19 protein-coding genes are annotated in these 19,999 nt (G+C 41.2%); 10 read left to right on the top strand and 9 right to left on the bottom strand.

From position 1 onward, the window contains the following. Nucleotides 1-20 precede the first annotated feature (20 nt). A complete protein-coding gene (locus MHI53_RS13275) occupies nucleotides 21-857 on the top strand; it encodes an MBL fold metallo-hydrolase (RefSeq protein ID WP_061140322.1) in 837 nt (278 codons plus the stop codon). 77 nt (nucleotides 858-934) lie between these two features. Further along, nucleotides 935-1,366, top strand: coding sequence for a CBS domain-containing protein (locus tag MHI53_RS13270; protein WP_340371489.1), 432 nt, complete (start codon nucleotides 935-937; stop codon nucleotides 1,364-1,366). 685 nt (nucleotides 1,367-2,051) lie between these two features. On the opposite strand, the gene MHI53_RS13265 is transcribed toward MHI53_RS13270, so the two are convergent. Together MHI53_RS13265 and MHI53_RS13260 are read right to left on the bottom strand one after the other, a co-directional pair. Next, a complete protein-coding gene (locus MHI53_RS13265) occupies nucleotides 2,052-3,860 on the bottom strand; it encodes a BlaR1 family beta-lactam sensor/signal transducer (protein ID WP_340371488.1) in 1,809 nt (602 codons plus the stop codon). A gap of 1 nt (nucleotide 3,861) precedes the next feature. Next, nucleotides 3,862-4,248, bottom strand: a complete 387-nt coding sequence (locus MHI53_RS13260; RefSeq protein ID WP_061140318.1) for a BlaI/MecI/CopY family transcriptional regulator — start codon at nucleotides 4,246-4,248, stop codon at nucleotides 3,862-3,864. A 575-nt stretch (nucleotides 4,249-4,823) separates the two neighbouring features. On the opposite strand from MHI53_RS13260, the gene MHI53_RS13255 reads away from it, so the two are divergent. Both MHI53_RS13255 and MHI53_RS13250 read left to right on the top strand, forming a co-directional pair. After that, nucleotides 4,824-6,854, top strand: coding sequence for a penicillin-binding transpeptidase domain-containing protein (locus MHI53_RS13255; protein WP_340371487.1), 2,031 nt, complete (start codon nucleotides 4,824-4,826; stop codon nucleotides 6,852-6,854). A gap of 298 nt (nucleotides 6,855-7,152) precedes the next feature. Beyond that, nucleotides 7,153-9,174 (top strand): penicillin-binding protein 2, encoded by a 2,022-nt coding sequence (locus tag MHI53_RS13250; RefSeq protein ID WP_340371486.1) that lies wholly within the window; start codon nucleotides 7,153-7,155, stop codon nucleotides 9,172-9,174. Between the two features lie 357 nt (nucleotides 9,175-9,531). Here the strand turns inward: MHI53_RS13250 and MHI53_RS13245 are convergent, their stop codons facing one another. Together MHI53_RS13245 and MHI53_RS13240 are read right to left on the bottom strand one after the other, a co-directional pair. Continuing rightward, nucleotides 9,532-11,505, bottom strand: coding sequence for a S9 family peptidase (locus MHI53_RS13245; RefSeq protein WP_340371485.1), 1,974 nt, complete (start codon nucleotides 11,503-11,505; stop codon nucleotides 9,532-9,534). Nucleotides 11,506-11,676: 171 nt separating this feature from the next. After that, nucleotides 11,677-11,997 (bottom strand): YckD family protein, encoded by a 321-nt coding sequence (locus MHI53_RS13240; protein ID WP_061140314.1) that lies wholly within the window; start codon nucleotides 11,995-11,997, stop codon nucleotides 11,677-11,679. Between the two features lie 269 nt (nucleotides 11,998-12,266). Here MHI53_RS13240 and MHI53_RS13235 point away from each other — a divergent pair, with 269 nt between their 5' ends. Continuing rightward, nucleotides 12,267-12,413 (top strand): lmo0937 family membrane protein, encoded by a 147-nt coding sequence (locus tag MHI53_RS13235; protein ID WP_155645337.1) that lies wholly within the window; start codon nucleotides 12,267-12,269, stop codon nucleotides 12,411-12,413. A 325-nt stretch (nucleotides 12,414-12,738) separates the two neighbouring features. On the opposite strand, the gene MHI53_RS13230 is transcribed toward MHI53_RS13235, so the two are convergent. Continuing rightward, nucleotides 12,739-13,656 carry an NAD(P)/FAD-dependent oxidoreductase gene (locus MHI53_RS13230; RefSeq protein WP_061140313.1) on the bottom strand — a complete coding sequence of 306 codons (918 nt, stop codon included), beginning with the start codon at nucleotides 13,654-13,656 and terminating at the stop codon, nucleotides 12,739-12,741. Between the two features lie 153 nt (nucleotides 13,657-13,809). After that, entirely contained in the window at nucleotides 13,810-14,133 is a 324-nt protein-coding gene (locus MHI53_RS13225; RefSeq protein WP_061140312.1) for a winged helix-turn-helix transcriptional regulator, read from the bottom strand. A 253-nt stretch (nucleotides 14,134-14,386) separates the two neighbouring features. On the opposite strand from MHI53_RS13225, the gene MHI53_RS13220 reads away from it, so the two are divergent. From MHI53_RS13220 to MHI53_RS13210, 3 genes are all read left to right on the top strand, one after another. After that, nucleotides 14,387-15,466: a nitric oxide synthase oxygenase gene (locus MHI53_RS13220; RefSeq protein WP_340371484.1), complete on the top strand. Its 1,080-nt coding sequence runs from the start codon at nucleotides 14,387-14,389 to the stop codon at nucleotides 15,464-15,466. A 63-nt stretch (nucleotides 15,467-15,529) separates the two neighbouring features. Continuing rightward, entirely contained in the window at nucleotides 15,530-15,799 is a 270-nt protein-coding gene (locus tag MHI53_RS13215; protein WP_340371483.1) for a hypothetical protein, read from the top strand. A gap of 318 nt (nucleotides 15,800-16,117) precedes the next feature. After that, nucleotides 16,118-17,056 carry a magnesium transporter CorA family protein gene (locus tag MHI53_RS13210; protein ID WP_061140310.1) on the top strand — a complete coding sequence of 313 codons (939 nt, stop codon included), beginning with the start codon at nucleotides 16,118-16,120 and terminating at the stop codon, nucleotides 17,054-17,056. A 394-nt stretch (nucleotides 17,057-17,450) separates the two neighbouring features. On the opposite strand, the gene MHI53_RS13205 is transcribed toward MHI53_RS13210, so the two are convergent. Together MHI53_RS13205 and MHI53_RS13200 are read right to left on the bottom strand one after the other, a co-directional pair. Further along, nucleotides 17,451-17,642: a hypothetical protein gene (locus tag MHI53_RS13205; RefSeq protein WP_061140309.1), complete on the bottom strand. Its 192-nt coding sequence runs from the start codon at nucleotides 17,640-17,642 to the stop codon at nucleotides 17,451-17,453. 338 nt (nucleotides 17,643-17,980) lie between these two features. Then, nucleotides 17,981-18,115 (bottom strand): YuzL family protein, encoded by a 135-nt coding sequence (locus MHI53_RS13200; protein WP_155645336.1) that lies wholly within the window; start codon nucleotides 18,113-18,115, stop codon nucleotides 17,981-17,983. A 99-nt stretch (nucleotides 18,116-18,214) separates the two neighbouring features. Between MHI53_RS13200 and MHI53_RS13195 the strand changes: the two genes are divergently transcribed. Then, complete coding sequence (locus tag MHI53_RS13195) at nucleotides 18,215-18,466, top strand: YkuS family protein (protein ID WP_061140308.1); 252 nt, start codon at nucleotides 18,215-18,217, stop codon at nucleotides 18,464-18,466. Nucleotides 18,467-18,515: 49 nt separating this feature from the next. Here MHI53_RS13195 and MHI53_RS13190 read toward each other — a convergent pair whose 3' ends face one another. Next, nucleotides 18,516-18,971, bottom strand: a complete 456-nt coding sequence (locus MHI53_RS13190; RefSeq protein ID WP_061140307.1) for an OsmC family protein — start codon at nucleotides 18,969-18,971, stop codon at nucleotides 18,516-18,518. A gap of 248 nt (nucleotides 18,972-19,219) precedes the next feature. Between MHI53_RS13190 and MHI53_RS13185 the strand changes: the two genes are divergently transcribed. Beyond that, complete coding sequence (locus MHI53_RS13185) at nucleotides 19,220-19,981, top strand: SDR family oxidoreductase (RefSeq protein WP_340373685.1); 762 nt, start codon at nucleotides 19,220-19,222, stop codon at nucleotides 19,979-19,981. The last annotated feature ends 18 nt before the right edge of the window (nucleotides 19,982-19,999 follow it).

Here is a 19,999-nt window from a genome sequence, read left to right as displayed (position 1 = left end):
CCAAATCAGGAGGTTTAAACATGGATGATCACCATTTGAATGAAAAAATATTGCCAATGACATCAATGAGCAATGGGGATGTCAGGAAAGTTAGGGAGGGTATTTATTGTCTAACGGTTCAAATCGTCAATGTCATTTTTTTAGGACTTCCGAAAAGGGATGAATGGGTATTGGTCGATGCCGGAATGCCACGTTCAGCGGAGGTAATAAAGAAGACCGCAGAAGCCATATACGGACCGAACCATCCACCGGCAGCCATCATATTGACCCACGGCCATTTCGACCATGTTGGTGCATTGATCGAACTGATGGAACATTGGGAGGTGCCTGTCTATGCCCACCTAAAAGAAATGCCTTATTTGACGGGACAAGAAAGTTACCCTGAGCCTGACCCATCTGTAGAAGGGGGAATGGTTGCCAAGATTTCTTGGATGTTTCCGAATGAAGGAATCAATCTGGACGAAAAAGTTCAACCCCTTCCAGACGACCAGTCTATCCCATTTCTTGACGGATGGAAATGGATCCATACCCCGGGTCACACCAAAGGTCATATTTCACTTTTTCGGGAAAGTGATCGTAGTCTGATTGCAGGGGATGCTTTTGTGAATGTCAGGCAAGATTCTTTATATAAGGTTTTCACCCAGGAAAGGGAAATATCAGGCCCGCCGCGGTATTTGACAACCGATTGGGAGTCGGCTAAGCAATCTGTGAGCGTGCTGGCAGCATTGAAGCCCAAGGCGGCTGTAACGGGGCACGGGTATCCTGTCGATGGGGAAGAATTGGATAGTGGGCTATCGAAGCTATCAAGGGAATTCGACTCGTTGGCAAAGCCCGATCATGGGAAGTATGTGGAATGAACCTTGCATCAAGCTGAATAATATCTTTCCTATAGTCAACAATAAACAAGAAACGCGTGAATAATGGAGGGATTTCCATGACTACTTTAAGGGATATTATGTCTACGGATGTGGACTGTTGTACAGTGGAAGATAATATTTATGAGGCAGCCGTAAAAATGAAGAACCATGATGTGGGTATCATTCCTGTCTTGGATAGTGGCCAGTTGGTCGGCGTCATCACCGATAGGGATATCGTGCTTCGCTGTGTTGCCGGAAAAAAACCGAATTCAACCAGAATAACCGACGTGATTTCCACTCATCTTATAACGGGAACTCCCGATATGTCAGTGGACGAAGCGGAAGAGTTAATGGGTAATGAACAAATCAGGAGACTTCCTATTGTCGAAAATGGCAAGCTGCTCGGTATCGTTGCTTTAGGGGATCTTGCCATACACAAACAAACAAGTTCGGAGGCGGGCATTGCCCTAAGCTCAATTTCCGAGGATAGAGATCAAATACAGCACTAAAAATAAAAAGAGTCTGTTTAGCAAAGGGTGCCAAGGCGACTTAATCTATGCTTCGATTCATTTAGCTGATTATGGATATAATTCTTGACACTTTTAGATAAGGAAAAGGACGAAATTCAATTGCCTGTTGGCAGAGAATAAGGGGATTTAATGGACGCATCACCCATTAAAATATTGAAATGTGCTGTCAATCCGAGTGTGAAGCAGTCGATCTAGTACTGCTATGGCCAATACAAAATCATTGAATTCTCTCCCATCTTAGAGTGGTTAACGGTAGGAGTATGGCATGAATTTTGGATAAAGGTGTAAAAAGGGACAACTATGATGTCTCTTTTTTTCTTTTGTTTAGGCTCATTTCGTATAGGTTGTTGATTTTAAAACGAAACTATTTCGGGTTGCTTGGAGCAGAAGTACGAGATGCCTGCGGGAGCAGCGGGAAAGGTGAGGGTGCTCCACAGGCGTTCACGTCGAAGGGCCCCGCCGCACGTCCTCTTGGTCATGGAGTTGGTATAGTGCTGATAGTAGGGCGCAAGAAGATGAATCCCATCATAAGAGTCTTTCCTCATATAATACAGTAAGGGAAAATACAGCAAAAAAAGAAAAATAAGAGCATGTTTTGGCCCGCAGCAACAAAACATGCTCTAATCTTGGAGCTTATATCGAGAAATGAAAAAAATCGTATCGATCAGAATACGGATTGATAAATATGCTCCTTCTCCAAGATGGAAAGTGCCATCTCAGCAACATTGCTTCCACCTGAATCCTTTTCACCTTGAATGTGAAAGGCGAAGAAAAAGGTATTATCTGAAGTTTCTACATATCCTACAAACCAGCCACTTATATTTTCCCCGTTTACAGCTGTCGTCCCCGTTTTTCCGGATAACAGATTGCCATTGGATTCTTCTAAAAGCAAGGAGTCTTTCACAGTTTGAATATTAGATGGTTCAAAAGAAAATTCATTGTCATAGAATTTTTTCAACATATCCACCTGTTCGACAGGAGAAATTTTTAGTGAACCGTCTAGCCAATAATTAGATAAATCACCCGATAAATCGCGATTTCCATAATGTATCTGTTCAAAGTAATTTTGTAATTTCCTTTTTCCTATCTGGTGATCGAGTTTTTGAAAATACCATGAGGATGAGCTTTCCATTGCTGAGAATAAATCTTGATCTTTATTCCATTCCTCATATGGATATAAGCTCCCATCCCAAGTCATTTGGGAATTGTCCCTTGAAATAATCCCGGAATCAAGAGCGAACAATGCACTGAATATTTTATAAGTGGAAGTAGGGTGAAACCTGGTAGTGCTTTCTTCCTTGTTGTATATCGTATACTGCTTCATCTTGGTGTCGTATATTACAGCACTTGCCGTAAGTTTATCGAAAAAGCGGCTGTAATCCTTATACACTACATTAGTATAAGAAAGAGGATGTGTTTCTTTTTCTTTGCTCAGGGCCAATACAGATAAAGAAGGAATACTCATCAAAATGATCGCTAAAAAAAAGATGAATACTAGAGCACTTTTCATCTTTAGCATATTTGATTCAACCCGAAAATCACTGATCTTGACAATACGCCTTTTTACTTGTTTGTAAGACCTGCTAATTTCCGAAGCCACTAACAAAGATGATGTACGTTTGGAAAGAGATGCGAATTTTAAAATAACCTCACCATATTTTAGATGTGACTCATCATCCAGCGATCTTAAAACTGCATAATCGCATGAAATCTCCATCTCGGTTTTCATTTCATTCAAGAAATACCATACGAGAGGATTAAACCAATATACAGTTCTAGCTAGACACATGAAATAGTTCACTAGCATATCTCTTCGTTTACAATGATACAACTCGTGAAGCAGTATACATTTCATCTCTTCCGTAGAAAGCATGGAAATATCTTTTGGTATGACAATATATGGAGTGATGACACCAAAAGTAATGGGTGATTTTATCAATGAGGAATACCCCAAGACCACTTTTTTATTAAAATGTATATCCTTTTTACATGTATAAAAAAGCGTGGATAACTTCTTGTTTTCTATTACTTGTAGGTTTTTTCTTATCTTATAAATTCTTAGATTGCTATATAAAGTAGCCAAAAGGATAAAAATCATTCCTGATATCCATACTATGAAAAAAATAGAATCCATCATTCGGAAAGGTGATTGTTCAATTGACAGGGAAAAATCTTGTAGCCAATTTGCATTTTGAACACTTGTTGTTGATGTTTTACCTGCAGAATGGATATTCGCTAACTTTGGATTGCTTGCACCTAAGTTTATCATCCAATCAAAAAAAGAATTTGTTTTTAGAAAATGAAAAGGGATAAAAGGAACAATCAATAACAATAGGGAAATGACGCTGATATAATATTGGGTATTTACAGTTATTTGTATTTTTAATAGCTTTTTTATGAGAAGGATCATGCAATAAATGAGAGACAATGTGATATTACTGATGAGAAAGAAAGTAAAGAAAGAGCTGCTCATGTTATTCCTTCTTTCTGTTCATACGTTTTTCTAAAATTTGATACAGCTCATTAATTTCATCCTCTGACATCCTATCTTTTTCCAAGAAGTTTAATACCATAGAATTTAACGTTCCATTATAAAAACGTTCTAAAAAACTGCGACTCTCAATTTCCAAATAATCACTTTTATCAACGTTTGGTGTATAAACGAATACACGACCTTCCTTATAATGATTCAATGCCCCTTTTTTTATAAGCCTTAATAACATTGTTTGAATGGTTTTAGGGCTCCATTTACTAGTTTTGGATACCTTTTCAATCACCTCATTGGTATTGATATTAGGGTGTTTCCAAATTATTTTCATAATTTCAAGCTCTGCTTCTGAAATTTGGGGTGTTTTTTTCATATTATTTAACCATCCTTAAAATTACGATTGTAATAATTTAATTATATTGTTCATATTTTTAGAAGTCAATGCAACTAGATGAGGACGTAAAACACCTTCATGATCATATATGTCATTTTCATTTTATATGCCTTGATTCTTCAAGTCTACCTATCCATATTTTAAGAAGCGATATTTCGGTAAAATGATTTTTAGCCATTAAACTTACAAGTGTAAGTTCAATATTTTACAGTGAGTACATTAAGCATAATTGTATTGACTGGAAATCTTACATGTGTAATACTTTAAAAAACTACACGTGTAATAGTTATGTATTTGTAAACTGGAGGGGAGGTGCAGGAATAGTTCTTTCCATTGGTTATTTATTGTGAACAATTAGTAAACATTTTTGAAAGGTATAACGAAGCCAAAGCATTAGTGAACGAAGATGATAAAAATCTTTAAATATTCACCAAGTTGGAAAGAGTTCATTAAGATGGTTGATCTGATTGAGACCAACATGGTAAATTTTATGCTTTATTTTCGTCGGAATTTAAAATTGCAAATCAGGCATATATGAGGAAGAGTGAAAAACGATGAAAAAAATAATCATATTGGTGCTAGTTGTAGCATTGACAGTTGGAGTATTGCCTCTATGGCATTATCTTAAAGCGAACAAGGCTACCCCGGAAGAAGTTTTTAATGAATATGTCAGACAATTTTCCCAACAAAACTACGAGGAAATGTTAAAACTTATTGCAGAAGGAGATTTGGAAACATACGATTATTCGAAAAAGAGTTTTACCGAAAAGTATCATGCGATTTTTTCGGGTATTGAGACTTCTTCAATTGAAGTTTTATCCAAAGAGTTGCTTTACGAAGATGATAGCGAGACGTATAAAGGAATCTTCAAGGTGAAAATCAATACATTTCTTGGAGAAGTGACAGCGTCCTATCAAACTTTTTTTATAGAAGAGAAAACAGAGAATGGGGATGTATGGAAAATAAAGTGGGATCCGTCTTTGATCTTCGCTGGGATGGAAAAAGGAGATAAGGTCAGCGCTCAGTCCTTTTTGCCGCAACGGGGCGATATCCTTGACCGAAATGGTAACCCGCTCGCCCTAGATAAAGATGTGTATGAAATGGGGATCATCCCCGGGAAGCTTGGAGAGTCCAAGGAAGCTGAAATAAGTAAGCTAAGCGCTTATTTCAAGATTCCAGAACAACGCTTTCAACAGGCGCTTGATCAAAAGTGGGTGACAGAAGATATCTTCGTCCCGATTGCTGTCATGCCTGCAGAGTTTCAGCCGGAAAGCATGGATGAGGATTTAGCGGGAGTATATTTCCAAACGAAAAAGATAAGGTATTATCCTGAAAAAGATCGAGCTGCCCATCTGATTGGGTATGTGAAGCAAGCAACGAGTGAAGACCTTGAAAAGGACGCCGGCCATGAATACACTTCAGGAGATTACATCGGTAAGTCGGGATTGGAACAAGTATATGAAAAGCAGTTAAGAGGAAAGAAGGGCGGCATCATTCAAATTAAGAACGAGAAAGGTGAACAGAAAAGCATTCTTAAAAAAGTGGATGTCATCAATGGTAAAAACATAAATCTGACGATCGATGCTGCATTGCAGAGTAACATGTATGAAGCGATGAAGCAAGATGCGGGCGCGGTGTCAGCGATCCATCCTGTGACCGGAGAAATGTTAGCGCTCGTCAGCTATCCATCCTTCGACCCGAATTTAATGGTGAGCGGGATGACGGAAGACCAGTGGAAGGCATACAGTGAAAACCCGAAGCTTCCATTCTTGAACCGTTTCTCCAGCTTATATGCACCAGGATCAACCTTCAAGGCAATTACTGCAGCCTCCGGACTCACCGCCGGAACGACATTCCCGGAGAAGAAACGAGAAATATCCGGCTTGCAGTGGAGGAAGGACAACAGCTGGGGAGGCTATTTTGTCACCCGTGTTAAGGAAGCAAGTCCGGTGGACATGGTTGATGCACTGGCCTATTCCGATAATATCTATTTCGCTCAGGAAGCCCTGGAAATGGGAGCTGCCAATTTTGAGAAGAATGCTTCGGCATTTGGGTTCCAGGAGGATTTCCAGCTGCCGATTCATTTGAAAAAGAGTCAGCTATCCAATGATGGAATCGAGAATGAAGTCTTACTTGCTGACTCCGCCTATGGACAGGGTGAAGTCCTGATGTCAGTTGTCCATTTAGGGACTGCGTTTACACCGTTTGTGAAGGGCGGAAATATGGTGCTGCCTGTTTTGATAAAGGAAGAAAACAATAAGCCTATCGACAAACCCGTCATATCCAGTGAGGTTGCTTCAATCGTCCAAAAGGCACTGATTCAGGTGGTGGAGCGTGATACGGGGACTGCTCATAATCTTAAGACGGCAAAAGAGGTACTGGCTGCAAAAACGGGGACAGCTGAGCTGAAGAGCAAGAAAGGCGAAGACGGGATGGAAAATGGCTTTGTGGTCGTGTTTGATACAAAAAGTCCATCTATCTTGCTCACAGCCATTGTGGAGGATGTGAAGAATCGCGGGGGAAGCCACTATGTAACCGCGAAAATAAAGCCTGTGCTGGATCAGTACTTAGCGGAGAATGAATAAAGAAAGTCAGCTGAATTTTTTCGTAAGCTAATGGTTGGAACCAACCAATTAAAATGAAGTTGTGTGCAGGATGAGTGAATGGAGGGACCAATGAGATCCATACATATTCAGGTGATGATTATCAGCAGTGTGATATACACTATTTTTCCTCAGCCTCTTACACTTGGTTTATTTTGTACCGTAGGCATAGCTTGTGTCAGTCTGACGATGCGAAATGAAAAAAATAGGGGGAAAGTGAGGGAACAGGACGTTGGGAAATCGGCAGAGGACTAAAAAAAAGCGGATGGAATCGACCAGGATGCTTATTATTACGACCCTTGTGTTTGCATTGTTTGCCGTTCTTATATTCAGAATAGCTTTTGTCCAGCTCTATCAAGGGGATATGTACGAAAAGAGAGTGAATGGTACCAATATGAGAGAAGTGAGGCATCACCTGTCAAGAGGGAAAATATACGACAGGAACTATCAAGTGATTGTCGATAATGAAGCGTCAAACATCATTATCTATACGAAAACCGGAAATGAAACAGATCAGGAACTACTGGAAATTGCTACGAAACTGTCAGCGTGTATATCGGTCAAAACAGACAAGATTACAGAAAGGGACATGAAAGATTATTGGATTGTGACCCGTCCTAAGAAAGCACTGAAGAAACTGACAGACAAGGAGCTGCAGAACCAAGAGCTGACAAATAATGATATTTATCAGAGACAGCTGGACCGAATTGTTGAATCCGATTTAAAAGACATCGGAAATAGTGAAATGAAGGTTCTTGCCATCTTAAGAGAAATGAAGAAGGGCTATGCCTATACTCCTCAGCCAATCAAGGACAAAAATGTAACCTATCAAGAATTAGCCCGAGTGAGTGAGGCGCTGTCTGAAATTCCTGGAGTGGATATTTTGACAGATTGGGAAAGGACATATCCGTATGGAGGATTATTTCGTTCCGTATTAGGAAGCACGACGTCTCGAGATGAAGGGATACCGAAAGAGGGGGTCGACGGTTACCTATCTAGAGGTTACAGCCGGAATGACCGGGTAGGAAAAAGCCAATTGGAATACCAATATGAAGATGTCCTCAGGGGCACGAATTCCGTGACGGAAATTGAAACGGATAGAAAAGGAAACATTATTGGAACTCATGAGGTCTCAGCTGGTAAGCCTGGTAAGGACCTGATACTGACTATTGATATGGGTTTACAGGAGAAGGTAGAAAAGATACTCACTGCTGAATTGATTAATGCTAAGAGGAATGGAGGGGGGGCATTCCTAAATAAGGCCTTTGTCGTCATGATGAATCCCGTTACAGGAGAAGTTCTGGCTATGGTTGGAAAACAGATTAAAGAAGTCAACGGCAAGTGGGTAGCGACTGATCATGCCCTTGGCACTGTCAACTCATCTTTTGAAATGGGGTCATCTGTAAAGGGGGCGACAGTACTTTCCGGGTATGAGAGCGGCGCCATCCAACTTGGTCAGTCTTTCCTGGATGAGCCTATCTACTTGCTGAGTACCCCAGTCAAGAAGTCAGTACGAACGATGGGGATGGTCAATGACTTGACTGCCTTGAAGCAATCCTCCAACGTCTATATGTTCAAGACGGCTATGAGTATGCTTGGGAAGACCTATTATAGAAACATGAAACTGCCGCTGGATTCAAATGCATTTGAAACGTTTCGCTATTATTTCAATCAATTCGGGCTTGGGGTTAAGACAGGAATCGACCTCCCGAATGAAGCCAGCGGATATCGCGGCCAAGGTGGGTCCCCAGGCCATTTGCTGGATTTTACAATCGGCCAATATGATACTTATACTCCCATGCAACTGACGCAATACATATCGACCATCGCTAATGGAGGATATAGGGTCCAGCCACATCTTCTTAAGGAGGTCCGCGAACAGGACATGGAAGACCAAAATCCTGTTGTTTTCCAAAGCGTCTCCCCAGTTTATCTAAATCGCATTGACATGGATAAACAAAAGATTGAACGCGTGCAAGAGGGGTTCCGTAAAGTGTTTCACGAACAAGGCGGGAGCGCTGCCTCCCATTTCAATAAACATCCATACAAAAGCTATAAAATAGCCGGTAAAACGGGGACGGCACAATCCTTTTATTATGATCCTGTATTACGAAAGACATATACAGACAAACCGACGAACAACCTGACACTGGTGGGGTATGCTCCCTACGACAGTCCTGAAGTAGCTTTTTCAGTAGTAGTCCCGAATGCCAAGACAAACTCTCATCCAATCAGCCAGAAGATTGGACAGGGAATTATGGAGGCATTTTTCGAAGAGGATGTTCAAGAACCGCACGAATGATGAGTATATGGGATAGGCGGAGTCGTTTTATTCCTGTAAGGATGTTCAATTATTTAATGAACAATTTAGTGTTTTCCATGTTTAGATGATTATTATTAGAGTGAGGCTATGAGTAAATTAAGTGGAGGGAATCGAATATAAGAAGGTACAAGAATTTATTCACATAAAGTACCTTGAAAAGCTCGAAATCGGTGAATATATTACGAACCATGACGGAACGGTCATATTCCTCTGAGATGAAAAGAGAAGCGAAAAATGTTTGCGCGAATATTTGCATCGTGATCTTCTTATGAAGGGAGAACAAGGAGGTGCTGTCCCAAAAGTCATTTTGCGACTTTTGGGACAGCATCTTTGTTTTTAAAAATATTTATTGAACCATCCTTTGATTTCCTCAATATGCCCAAGCCGCATCTTCGGTGATCCACTGCGCGACACTTCATGAGTTTCATCTGGGAAGGTTACGAGGACCGCTTCTTTGTTTTGTCGCTTCAATGCAACGAAAAATTGCTCGCTTTGTTCTACCGGGCAGCGATAATCACGTTCGCCATGAAGTAACAATAATGGAGTTTCCACATTACCCACATATTTTAAAGGGGAGTGGTGCCAAAGCTTTTCGGCAGAATGAACGATATCTCCCCCGATTTCCCACTCTGTAAAATAATAGCCGATATCGCTGACACCATAAAAGCTTAACCAGTTACTGATGCAGCGCTGGGTTACAGCAGCCTTGAAGCGGTTCGTATGACCGACGATCCAATTTGTCATGAACCCGCCGTAACTTCCACCGGATACCCCCAAGTCTTCCGCGTTTATAAAATCATATGTAGCTAAAGCATAATCAACACCAGCCATTAGGTCGCTATAATCCATGCCTCCATAATCCCCTCGGCAAGCATTGACGAAATCCTGGCCATACCCTTTACTTCCACGGGGGTTTGTGAACAAAACTGCATACCCTTCATTAGCCAATGTCTGGAATTCGTGAACATAGGTATTGGCATACATCATATGCGGGCCGCCATGAATTTCCAGGATGAGTGGGTATTTTTGATTTTCATCAAGACGGGCCGGTTTTATGATCCAGCCGTGAATCGTAAGGCCGTCGGCAGCTGGAAACGAAATCGGTTCAGCTAAAGATACATGCTTATCCTTCAAAAAATCTTCATTTACAAAGCTGATTTGTTCTTTATCTCCATTTGTCAGGTTATAAGTAAACAGGTCGCCCGGATGAACGGAAGTGCTGATGGCCACGACGGCACGATGGCTTTCCGGATCTATAGTCAGACCGTATATATGCTGGGCATCGAGGATGGAGGGATACATGGCTCCCTCAATCGAACCATAATAGACGCCGGTATTTCCATAATCACTAATCAAAAAGTAAAAGCCCTGGCTATCGTTTGTCCATAAGATTCCTGGGTCGACTGCCCCGATTTGAAAATCCCCGATTGCTGAATCCCCGATCTCGACGTCCCACCCATCCGTTAAACACTGAGTCGTTTGATCGAAAAAGGTATATAACCAGATTTTTGAAAGGGTCGCACCGGCAAATTCCTTATCATGGCCAATGTAGGAAAGATATTCACCATTTGGAGACCATTTCGGATCTTTATAAAACCCAGTGCTATTCGTTACTTTCCGTAGAGATTTTGTTTCAACTTCCATAGTGAAAATATCTGAGAAAAGCTCATCATCACTTTTGTCTGCGTCGCCGCATACGAAGGCGATATGCAGACCGTCAGGGGACCAGGCATTAGGAAGATGGTCCACGCCATTATCGGTTAGGACCACTGATTCGTTCTTCAAGACATCCACTATCACTAGCTGGTGATATAAATGATCGAAATAGCCTCTGCCATCCCATTTATACTTGATCCTGTCATATCGATGAATCTCTTTAGACCATTCATTTTCCTCTGCCGTGTCGAGTGTTTCTCCTTTTTTCAAAGCTGTTGAAAGCAACAGCTTGGTGGAGCATGGAGACCAGATCGGGGTGGTTGCACCATTCGTGAAATGGGTAAGCTGCCGAGCTTCCCCGCCAATGCTGCCCATGATGTGGACTTGTTTTTTCCCTGACCTATCCGATAAAAATGCGATATGCTTACCATCTGGGGACCAGGCAGGTGATGTATCGCGATTATCTCCAAAGGTCCATTGTTTTGTTTCGTTCGTGATCAGGCTGAACATATACAGATTGGAAATGTACTTTTCCGTTTTTTCGTCAATTCTCGTTTGGACATAAACCGCCATGCTGCCATCTGGTGAAAGCTTTGGATCGGTTACCGATTTCAAGTGAAATAAGTCTCTTGCTGTTATACCTGTTTGGTTCATCCTATTCACCCTTTCCATTCTCATAGTTATGTATTTCGCTAAAGTGAAATATAAATCCTTTAGTAAATGGTAAACGCGTAAGGTTTATTTATCAAGAATGAAAGAAACGAAAAAAATCCGGCCTGAGGATCAGGTCGGATTATCATGCCAAATGAATAAAGGGCTGGCGGATTATTTATGCATGTTCCTTGAATGAGGGCGGTGAGGCGGAATTTGGAAATTATGTTCTTCCATCATTTTATAATGCTTTTCAAAGTGTGAAAGCATTTTATCGCCTTCTTCCTTCGAAAGAGCGCCATACTCCACGTATTTTCCAATCAATTCCTTTTTGTCCGCAAGAATCCGCTTTTGAATTTTGGCAAGCTCGGTTTTTTGAGCTTCAGTGAATTGGACTCTTTCCGGGTTTGCATGAGTATCCTGTGCAGCCGGGTGATCCAAGTTAACGAGGAAAAGGGAACAGGCAGTCAAACAGATGACTAAAAATTTTTTCATGAATGAACGACTCCTTTTATTTTGTTATATCATGCTTTCAGGTCGATAAATAATCCAAAAACAAGGGACATTTCCGCATATGAATTATTTATCGGCCTTTTGATATTCTTTATTTCGTTATTATCTTTTACATCATTTACAGTTTTATGTAAAAAAAATGGTTCACCCACTAGTGGAAGTGGGTTTGTAAATGAAAGAAATGGGTAATTTAAATGTAAGCCATCAGGAAAAATTCTTTGATGGGAAGGATATTAGAAAGGGAGATTATCATGTTTTGGACAATTATCGGTGCAATTATTTTATTATGGGTACTTGGTTTAGTTTTTAAAGTGGCTGCCGGCTTTATACATATATTGCTTATCATTGCGGTCATTCTGATCCTGGTTAAAGTGTTTAAAGGCAGGAATCGAATGTAGAGGAAATACGTAGAAGGGAGGCCAAGTGACCAGGCCGCCCTTTATGGACTGGAGGCAGACTCGTCATGAAACGAGCCTGTCTCCAGTTTTTTCGTTTTTGTACTTTAAGCATCCTCGGTTCGTTGGAACTCATTTTGCGAAAGGCTTCTTCCCGGGGGCATGCCACAGTGCGTGAGAACGGGGGAGGAAAGCCTTTTCCTCCTGTAAAATTCATCAGGGAGATGAATGCTCTCTTGGTTTTGTGTGACACCAAACCGTACGCTGTTAAAATGGAAAGGGCTTCCTGGTGAACAGGTCGCTCTTTCCATTTTCGGTATGGTTCGCATTAATCATAGGGAAGTGGCTGCCCGAGAAGTCTCTTGTGAATCCAAATCGCTGCTTGGGTTCCATCACCCATGGAAATGGTGACTTGTTCCGAATGAGCAATCAGGTCGCCGCCTGCCCACACCCCGTTAATATTCGTTTCTTTAGTGCGGGGATGAATTACGACATGATTGTTTTCATTTACCTGCACGCCTAATTGCAACGCAAGTTCATTGTTCAGTTTGTTTCCTTTGAACGCGGTAAAAGCTTTTGTGGCTTCAATGATTTGGCCACTTACCAATCGGACCCCAGTCAACCGTTGTTCATCATCGACAAGTACTTCCTCGACCTCTTCTTCGAATAAGGGGATTTGGCTTTCTTTCAGCATTTCCCGTTCCTTTTCATCAATGGTTGTTTTCAAGTGATTGACGTACAGGATATCGGTTGACCAATATAATAGTGCCAAGGCCATTTTGACCCCTGTATTTCCGCCTCCAAGCACAACGGTTTGTTTATCCATGATCTCATATCCATCACAGTCTGGACAAATGTAAGTCGATGTTCCGAGAGTGGAGTAAATGTTTTTGATCGGAGGAATATTATCAGTAATGCCCGTTCCAAGAAATATCGTTTCGGCTTGATAGTGACTGTCGTTTTCTGTGCGGACGATAAACTTGTCCTCTATTTTTTCAAGTGATGTGACCGTATCCTCCAGGAATTCCACTCCGGATTTTTCTGCGTGCTGCCGGCCCAAATTCCTTAATTGGTTGCCGCTCACCCCATCTGGCCAACCAAGAATATTGTGATAGGCCTTTGCGACGGAAGAGCGGCCGTGAGCTGAATCAATCACGATAATATCATGTTTATATCTGCCGAGCTGGATGGCAGCCTGAAGACCTGCGATGCCTCCACCGATAATAATGCAGTCTGCTTGCTTCATGAATTCACCGCCCATACTATTTTTGGATAAACCTAGTGTGGTTCTATCTGTGAAAAATATACCACCAGTATTGGATGGTTAAACAAATGCAGCATATAAAAAAGGAAAGAGCGCCATGCAGCGATCTTTCCTTTTCATTACTGTATGCCTATGTTATTGATTCTCGATTGGTTCAAGCCATTCTTGAGCCCAGTTTTGAATTTCACCCATTACCGGTGCGAGCGCCATGCCCTTTTCGGTTAAGGAATATTCGATTCTGACTGGTGTCTCAGGATAAACATCCCTTTTCACTATACCTTCCAATTCCAAGTCCTTTAAACGTTCAGATAAGATCCTGCCGCTAATCGGGAAGGCAGATTCAATATTACAAAACCGTTGAGGGCCATTTAGCAATTGATTGACAATCAATCCAGTCCAGCGTTTACTCAAGATTTGCATCCCTTTTTCAAATCGTGGACAAAGTGTCGTATTATTCATCATATCACCCCATATTACTATATTATAATGCATTTACCTCTTCTGTAACAACTTTACCGATTATTATTTAGTTACTAGAGATGTTATAGTGTAAATAATATATGAACTTACTTTAAGTATCATGATGTAGAATTACTTCCATAAGGAAAAAAGAAATGCCTGTTCCAAGGTGGTTCTTTTAGAGATTCTCCAAGAAATATGTTACTTTAGTAGTGAAAGTAAAGTTTTGCAAATGGAAGGATCCGTGGGAAAGATGAGTGATTTACTGCAAGAGGCCATTTCCTTTATCAGGTCAAGCTATACGGAATTATCTAAAACCGAAGACGAAATAAATGATAGAATCGAGCAAATCAAGAGAGAAATCAATGATACAAACAAATATGAACATACATATGAAGAATTGGTATATGGCGCTAAGTTAGCCTGGCGTAACAGTAATCGCTGTATCGGACGCTTGTTTTGGGAGTCAATGCGGGTGCTTGATAAAAGGATGGTTCAAAGTGAGGAAGAAATTGTTTCATCTCTTTTTGAACATATCGAGTACGCTACGAATAACGGAAACATCAGGCCTGTGATTACCATTTTCAAACAGAATGAACAGAAAGTAAAAGTGGATATTTGGAACCATCAGCTTATTCGTTATGCCGGATATGAGACGGAGCATGGCATCATCGGTGATCCAAGCTCCATAGAATTCACGAAGCAGTGCCTGGCATTAGGCTGGGAAGGGAAATTTGGCCCGTTCGATATTCTGCCTCTTGTGTTCCAACTGGATGGCAATCGACCGAGGCTTTATGATATTCCAGAACGACTCGTGAAAGAAGTTCCCCTCAGCCACCCGCTATACAATTGGTTCGAAGAGCTTCAAATAAAATGGTATGCTGTCCCGATCATATCAGGTATGAGGCTGGAAATCGGCGGCATAACCTATTCCGCTGCACCATTTAATGGGTGGTATATGGGAACGGAAATCGGGGCTAGAAACCTCGCTGATGAAGAGAGGTACAACCTGCTTCCTGTAATCGGCGAGAGGATGGGTCTAGATATCAAACGTGATTCTAATTTATGGAAGGATCGTGCTCTGATTGAATTGAATGAAGCTGTCCTGTATTCGTTCAAGAAAAATGGGGTCAGCATCGTCGACCATCATACTGCGGCAAAGCAATTCAAGAAATTTGAAGAAAAAGAAGCTTCAAAAGACCGGAACGTAACCGGGGACTGGACATGGTTGATCCCCCCTGTTTCACCAGCAACCACACACGTTTTTCATAAATCGTATAAAAATGAAATACTGAAGCCGAATTTCTTTTATCAAAAGCCTCCATATAAATAAAGGTTTACATGACCCGGAAGCGGGTATATATATATAAATCCAAATTTAAGGAGGATGGTAATGATGGCATTAGGGAAAAACGTAGTGTTATTTGGAGTCGGAGTTGCCGGAGTCTCATTTTTAACAACTAAAGCGAACAGAGGTAAAGTAAAAGATATTTGGATTAGTGCAAAAGATAAGACAATGAGCTTTTTAAATAGGAAGTGTTCAGAATTGGATCCTTTGATTGAAAAGGCGGGTCACCCAGATCCATATGATCATGAGGACAATAAAATGGTCGATGAAGGCGCCATGTATGGGGTCCATTATTATAATAACGCAAAGCATGGTTAAGGTAGTGCAAATCGCTTGGGAATTCCCAAGCGATTTTTTCATGAATAAATCCGGTCGTTAGTGGTTGGTAAATCAGATAATTTTGAATTTAAAGTGAGGGATACCAGAAGGAAATTCGTTATTGTGCTTTAAAAGAATAAGGATTAAGATAAAAGAATCGAAAGGAAGTGGATACGAGTGAGCAGCAGTTCTTATGATCCTGAACCCAGAAAGCAAGAGGAAGCCAATATGATGCTTGACGTCGAGACTGTTATTCTTCCTGAGTATCTGCTCGAAGAAGGTAAATAGGGCTTCCTCTAAAGATGAGGAGGTCAACGAATGATTGAAATCTACAAAACAAATGAAAACCGTCTCTTGAACAATATCGAGGAGATGACTAAAGGCTCATGGGTGAACATTGTCGCACCTACAGAAGCAGAAATTGAATACATTTGCAACACCTTGGAGCTACCAGTCAATTTCATGAAAGATCCACTGGATGATGAGGAAAGGCCGAGGATTGAAAAAGAAGATGATAATGTTTTAATCATTGTCGATTTTCCGTATTTGACCCGTGACGAGGCCAACTTACCCATTTTTGAAACGATTCCCATCGGGATGATTTTTACCAAAGATTGCTTCATTACCGTATCTTTGAAGGAAACACCGATATTAGCGAATTTTAAGAATAATAAAATCAAAGGTTTTTTCACCAACAAAAAGACAAGGTTTGCCTTGCAATTATTATTTGAAATTTCATCTTACTATTTACGTTACTTGAAACAGATTAATAAAATGACCAATGAAGCGGAACGGGAATTGCACCAATCCATGAAAAATAAAGAGTTATATACTTTTCTCGCTTTGGAAAAAAGTCTTGTTTATTTCACGACATCATTAAAATCAAATCGTGTCGTGCTTGATAAGATCCTTCGCTTTAATTATTTGAAAATGTATGAAGAAGATAAAGAATTGCTCGAAGACGTGATCATCGAAAATGCCCAGGCAATCGAAATGGCAGAGGTGTATCTTTCCATCCTGAGTGGGATGATGGACGCATTTGCTTCGATTATATCCAATAATGTCAATAATGCCATGAAGTTTTTAACTTCGGTTACCATCATTTTAACGCTCCCGACGATGGTGGCGAGTTTTTATGGGATGAATGTGAAACTTCCGTTCGAGCAAAATTCGTATGCTTTTATCTTCACTTTATTGATTGCCATCACTTTAGCTGGAACGACAGCATTCATTTTTTGGAAGAAGAAATATTTTTAAGGAAGATTGGCTAAACCGGATTCAGACCACAGGCATACTCGATTTATCGAGTTGCCTGTGGTTTTTTTGTTTCATTTTTTGAAGGTTAGTTTCCAAACCCCAAAATCCTTTACCCTTAGTAATGATTATTTGTCCTAGACCCGTTTCATTTCACTGCAGGCGCTCCCTTTCCTCGTGCGGTCAGGGGGCCTCTCCGGCGTACATGCGCCTTGCGGTGTCATCCCAATGCCCGTATAACCCGCAGGAGGTCTGCAGGCATTCTCTTGAAGGGGTAAGGCTTTACTCAGTGGCGAGTCTACCCCTGTTCATAAGGCTGCTGCCATAGAGCTTTTTGTAGGGAGGTAGTTTTAATTTACATAACAACATACAGAAACCGGCTTTTAAGCCGGTTTTTTCATTCTTCAAAATAGTCTTCAAAGCCTTCACTGTTAATTCTATCGGAGTAGGGATTTCCGTCCTTTACGTTCTTGGCATCCAAGTTTGTTCCGATGACTAGGCGTGGACTTTGGGAAGCCTCCCTGAAGATTCGGTCATTCATCTCCTTAAAATCCGGAATATCCTTTTTCCCTGGCTTATTTGGTTCCAAAAAAACACCTCCATTGTTATTCTTGCATGAAATGAAACGGGGTATTCATCAATATTCTCATGTTTGGTGACTGTAGAGAAACAGGTGAAGGGAAGATGAACCGATCAAGCCGCTCTTGAAAAGATATTAGAGGCACAAGTTTTGCATCTCAATGGTTCCGACTGGAAAAGCAGGGTGCGGAAACCAATGCCCAGTTCGATTAGCTACCTTAATGGTTTGTGGGAAATTAAAAAATAAATGGATGAAAGCTTGATTATAAAACGACAGGGCAACAGGACATGAAACAGGAAAACGCTTGGCGGTGGAACCAAGCGTTTTTGTGAATGGTGATCGGTTTGTCAAGAACGCTTTTGCTTTTTTAGGGAAGAGGGCCGAGTGAAGGACCCGGTTTCTTTCGTAGTGGTACCTTGCCCCTCTATTTGAGAAGACCCTAAACGAGTTTGAGTGGCATCTTTTTTGTTTTTTCCATTCATAATTCATCACCTCAAGATTACTTTCCCTATTTCCTTTGCCTTCTATACATATATAGAAGGGAAAAAGGACAGGTTAGCAAGTAGAGGGGGTGTGTGTTCATGTCAAAAATCGGTGTTGAAGAATCATTAACGAACATTCAGGAAGCACTTCGTGAAAAAGGTTTTGATGTAGTGGAGATTAAACAAGAAGCTGACGCAAAAAACCTGGATTGTTGTGTAGTGACAGGATTGGAAAGCAATGTGATGGGAATCAGCGATACTTCAATGAAAGCGTCCATCATCGAAGCGAATGGTTTAACGGCTGATCAAGTGTGCAGTGAGGTTGAAAACAAGTTGAACGCAATTCAATAGTTCCAAAAAAATGCCTAACCCTTTTGCGAGGTTAGGCATTTTCTTTTGGTCAGGTGTGCTGAGCAATGGAAATCGTTGCGTCCAATTCTATTGCTACATTCCCTTTGACCGCTCTTGATATCATGCAGGAGGATTCTGCTTTTTCAGCAAGTTTTCTCGCTTTTTCCGCCGTTTTTTCAGAAGTGTCCGGTGCCAATACAAGTGTCGGGCGATGAATGATTTTCTTGTAGGTGAATACACCGTTCGTAACATCGACCAATGCTTCGGACTGCATGGTCAAGCTGTGATTTTTGATTGAGCTTCTCTCCAGCATTGCTGCCAAGGTGATGATATAGCAGGTCGAGGCTGCTCCAAGAAGCATTTCATCGGGATTGGTGCCAACCCCGGGTCCTTCCATATCGGTGGGGATGCTTATCTCTGTCTGGAGATTACCCGAATGAATTGTGCCAATATCATTTCTGCCCCCAGGCCATGAGGCCGTTAAATGAAAGTGATGCATTGTCATAGTAAAACCTCCTTCATAACCCTTAGTCTAAACGATTAAGGCGGTTTAGTATGTGATTTTGCTCTAAGTTTTAAAGAGAACAATTCGAAAATAGTCATTCGAAGGAGAACGGAACGTGAAACAAAAGGCTAAGGCATTAGGCTATTTTAAGCACAATATCGGCCGGGCTTTTCTATAATGATATAGATAGTTTATCTCCATAATAAATCATGACAGAAAGGGCTGAAAAGTTGACAACATTGAGTGATATGTTCAATCTTACAAATAAAACGGCTATTGTCACCGGAGGCGGAAGAGGATTGGGCAAGCAGATTGCCATGGCATTGGGGGAGGCTGGAGCTAATGTCGTCATTGCATCCAGGAATCTTGCGGCATGCAAAGAGGCATGCGAGGAGCTGAAGGCTCTTGGCGTTCAAGCAAAGGCTTTTGAGTGCGATATCACCAACGAGAGTGAAGTTGATCTGGTTGTGCAAGAAACGGTTGCTCAATTCGGCACCATCGATATTCTCGTCAATAATAGCGGTACGTCCTGGTCAGGCCCCTTGCTAGATCTTCCTAAGGAAAAGTGGGAGAAAGTATTGAATGTCAATGTTACAGGGACATTTTTATTTTCACAGGCCGTTGCAAGGATCATGGTGCAGCAAAATTCGGGAAAAATCATCAATATAGCATCCGTTTCGGGTCTTGGCGGCACATTTCCGGAACTATTGGATACCATTGCTTATAACACGAGTAAAGGCGCTGTCATAACGATGACCAAGGACCTGGGAGTCAAGCTTGCTAGACATAACATTCAAGTCAATGCAATAGCACCAGGTTTTTTTCCGACCAAGATCACCAAGAAAATCCTTGAAAAATCAGATTATGATATTCTTGGCAAAACCCCTGCCCGCCGATTTGGAAATGAAGCTGATTTGATGGGGGCAGCCGTATTTTTGGCTTCACAGGCATCTGATTATATGGTTGGACATGTGTTAATCGTTGACGGAGGAATATCGGCATTAGTGTAAACGGAGAAGAAAGGAAGA

Source organism: Peribacillus sp. FSL E2-0218 (genome assembly GCF_037992945.1).
GTDB lineage: Bacteria > Bacillota > Bacilli > Bacillales > DSM-1321 > Peribacillus > Peribacillus simplex_B.
Note: the sequence above shows the minus strand (reverse complement) of the source record. Positions and strands in the feature narration are given on the sequence as shown.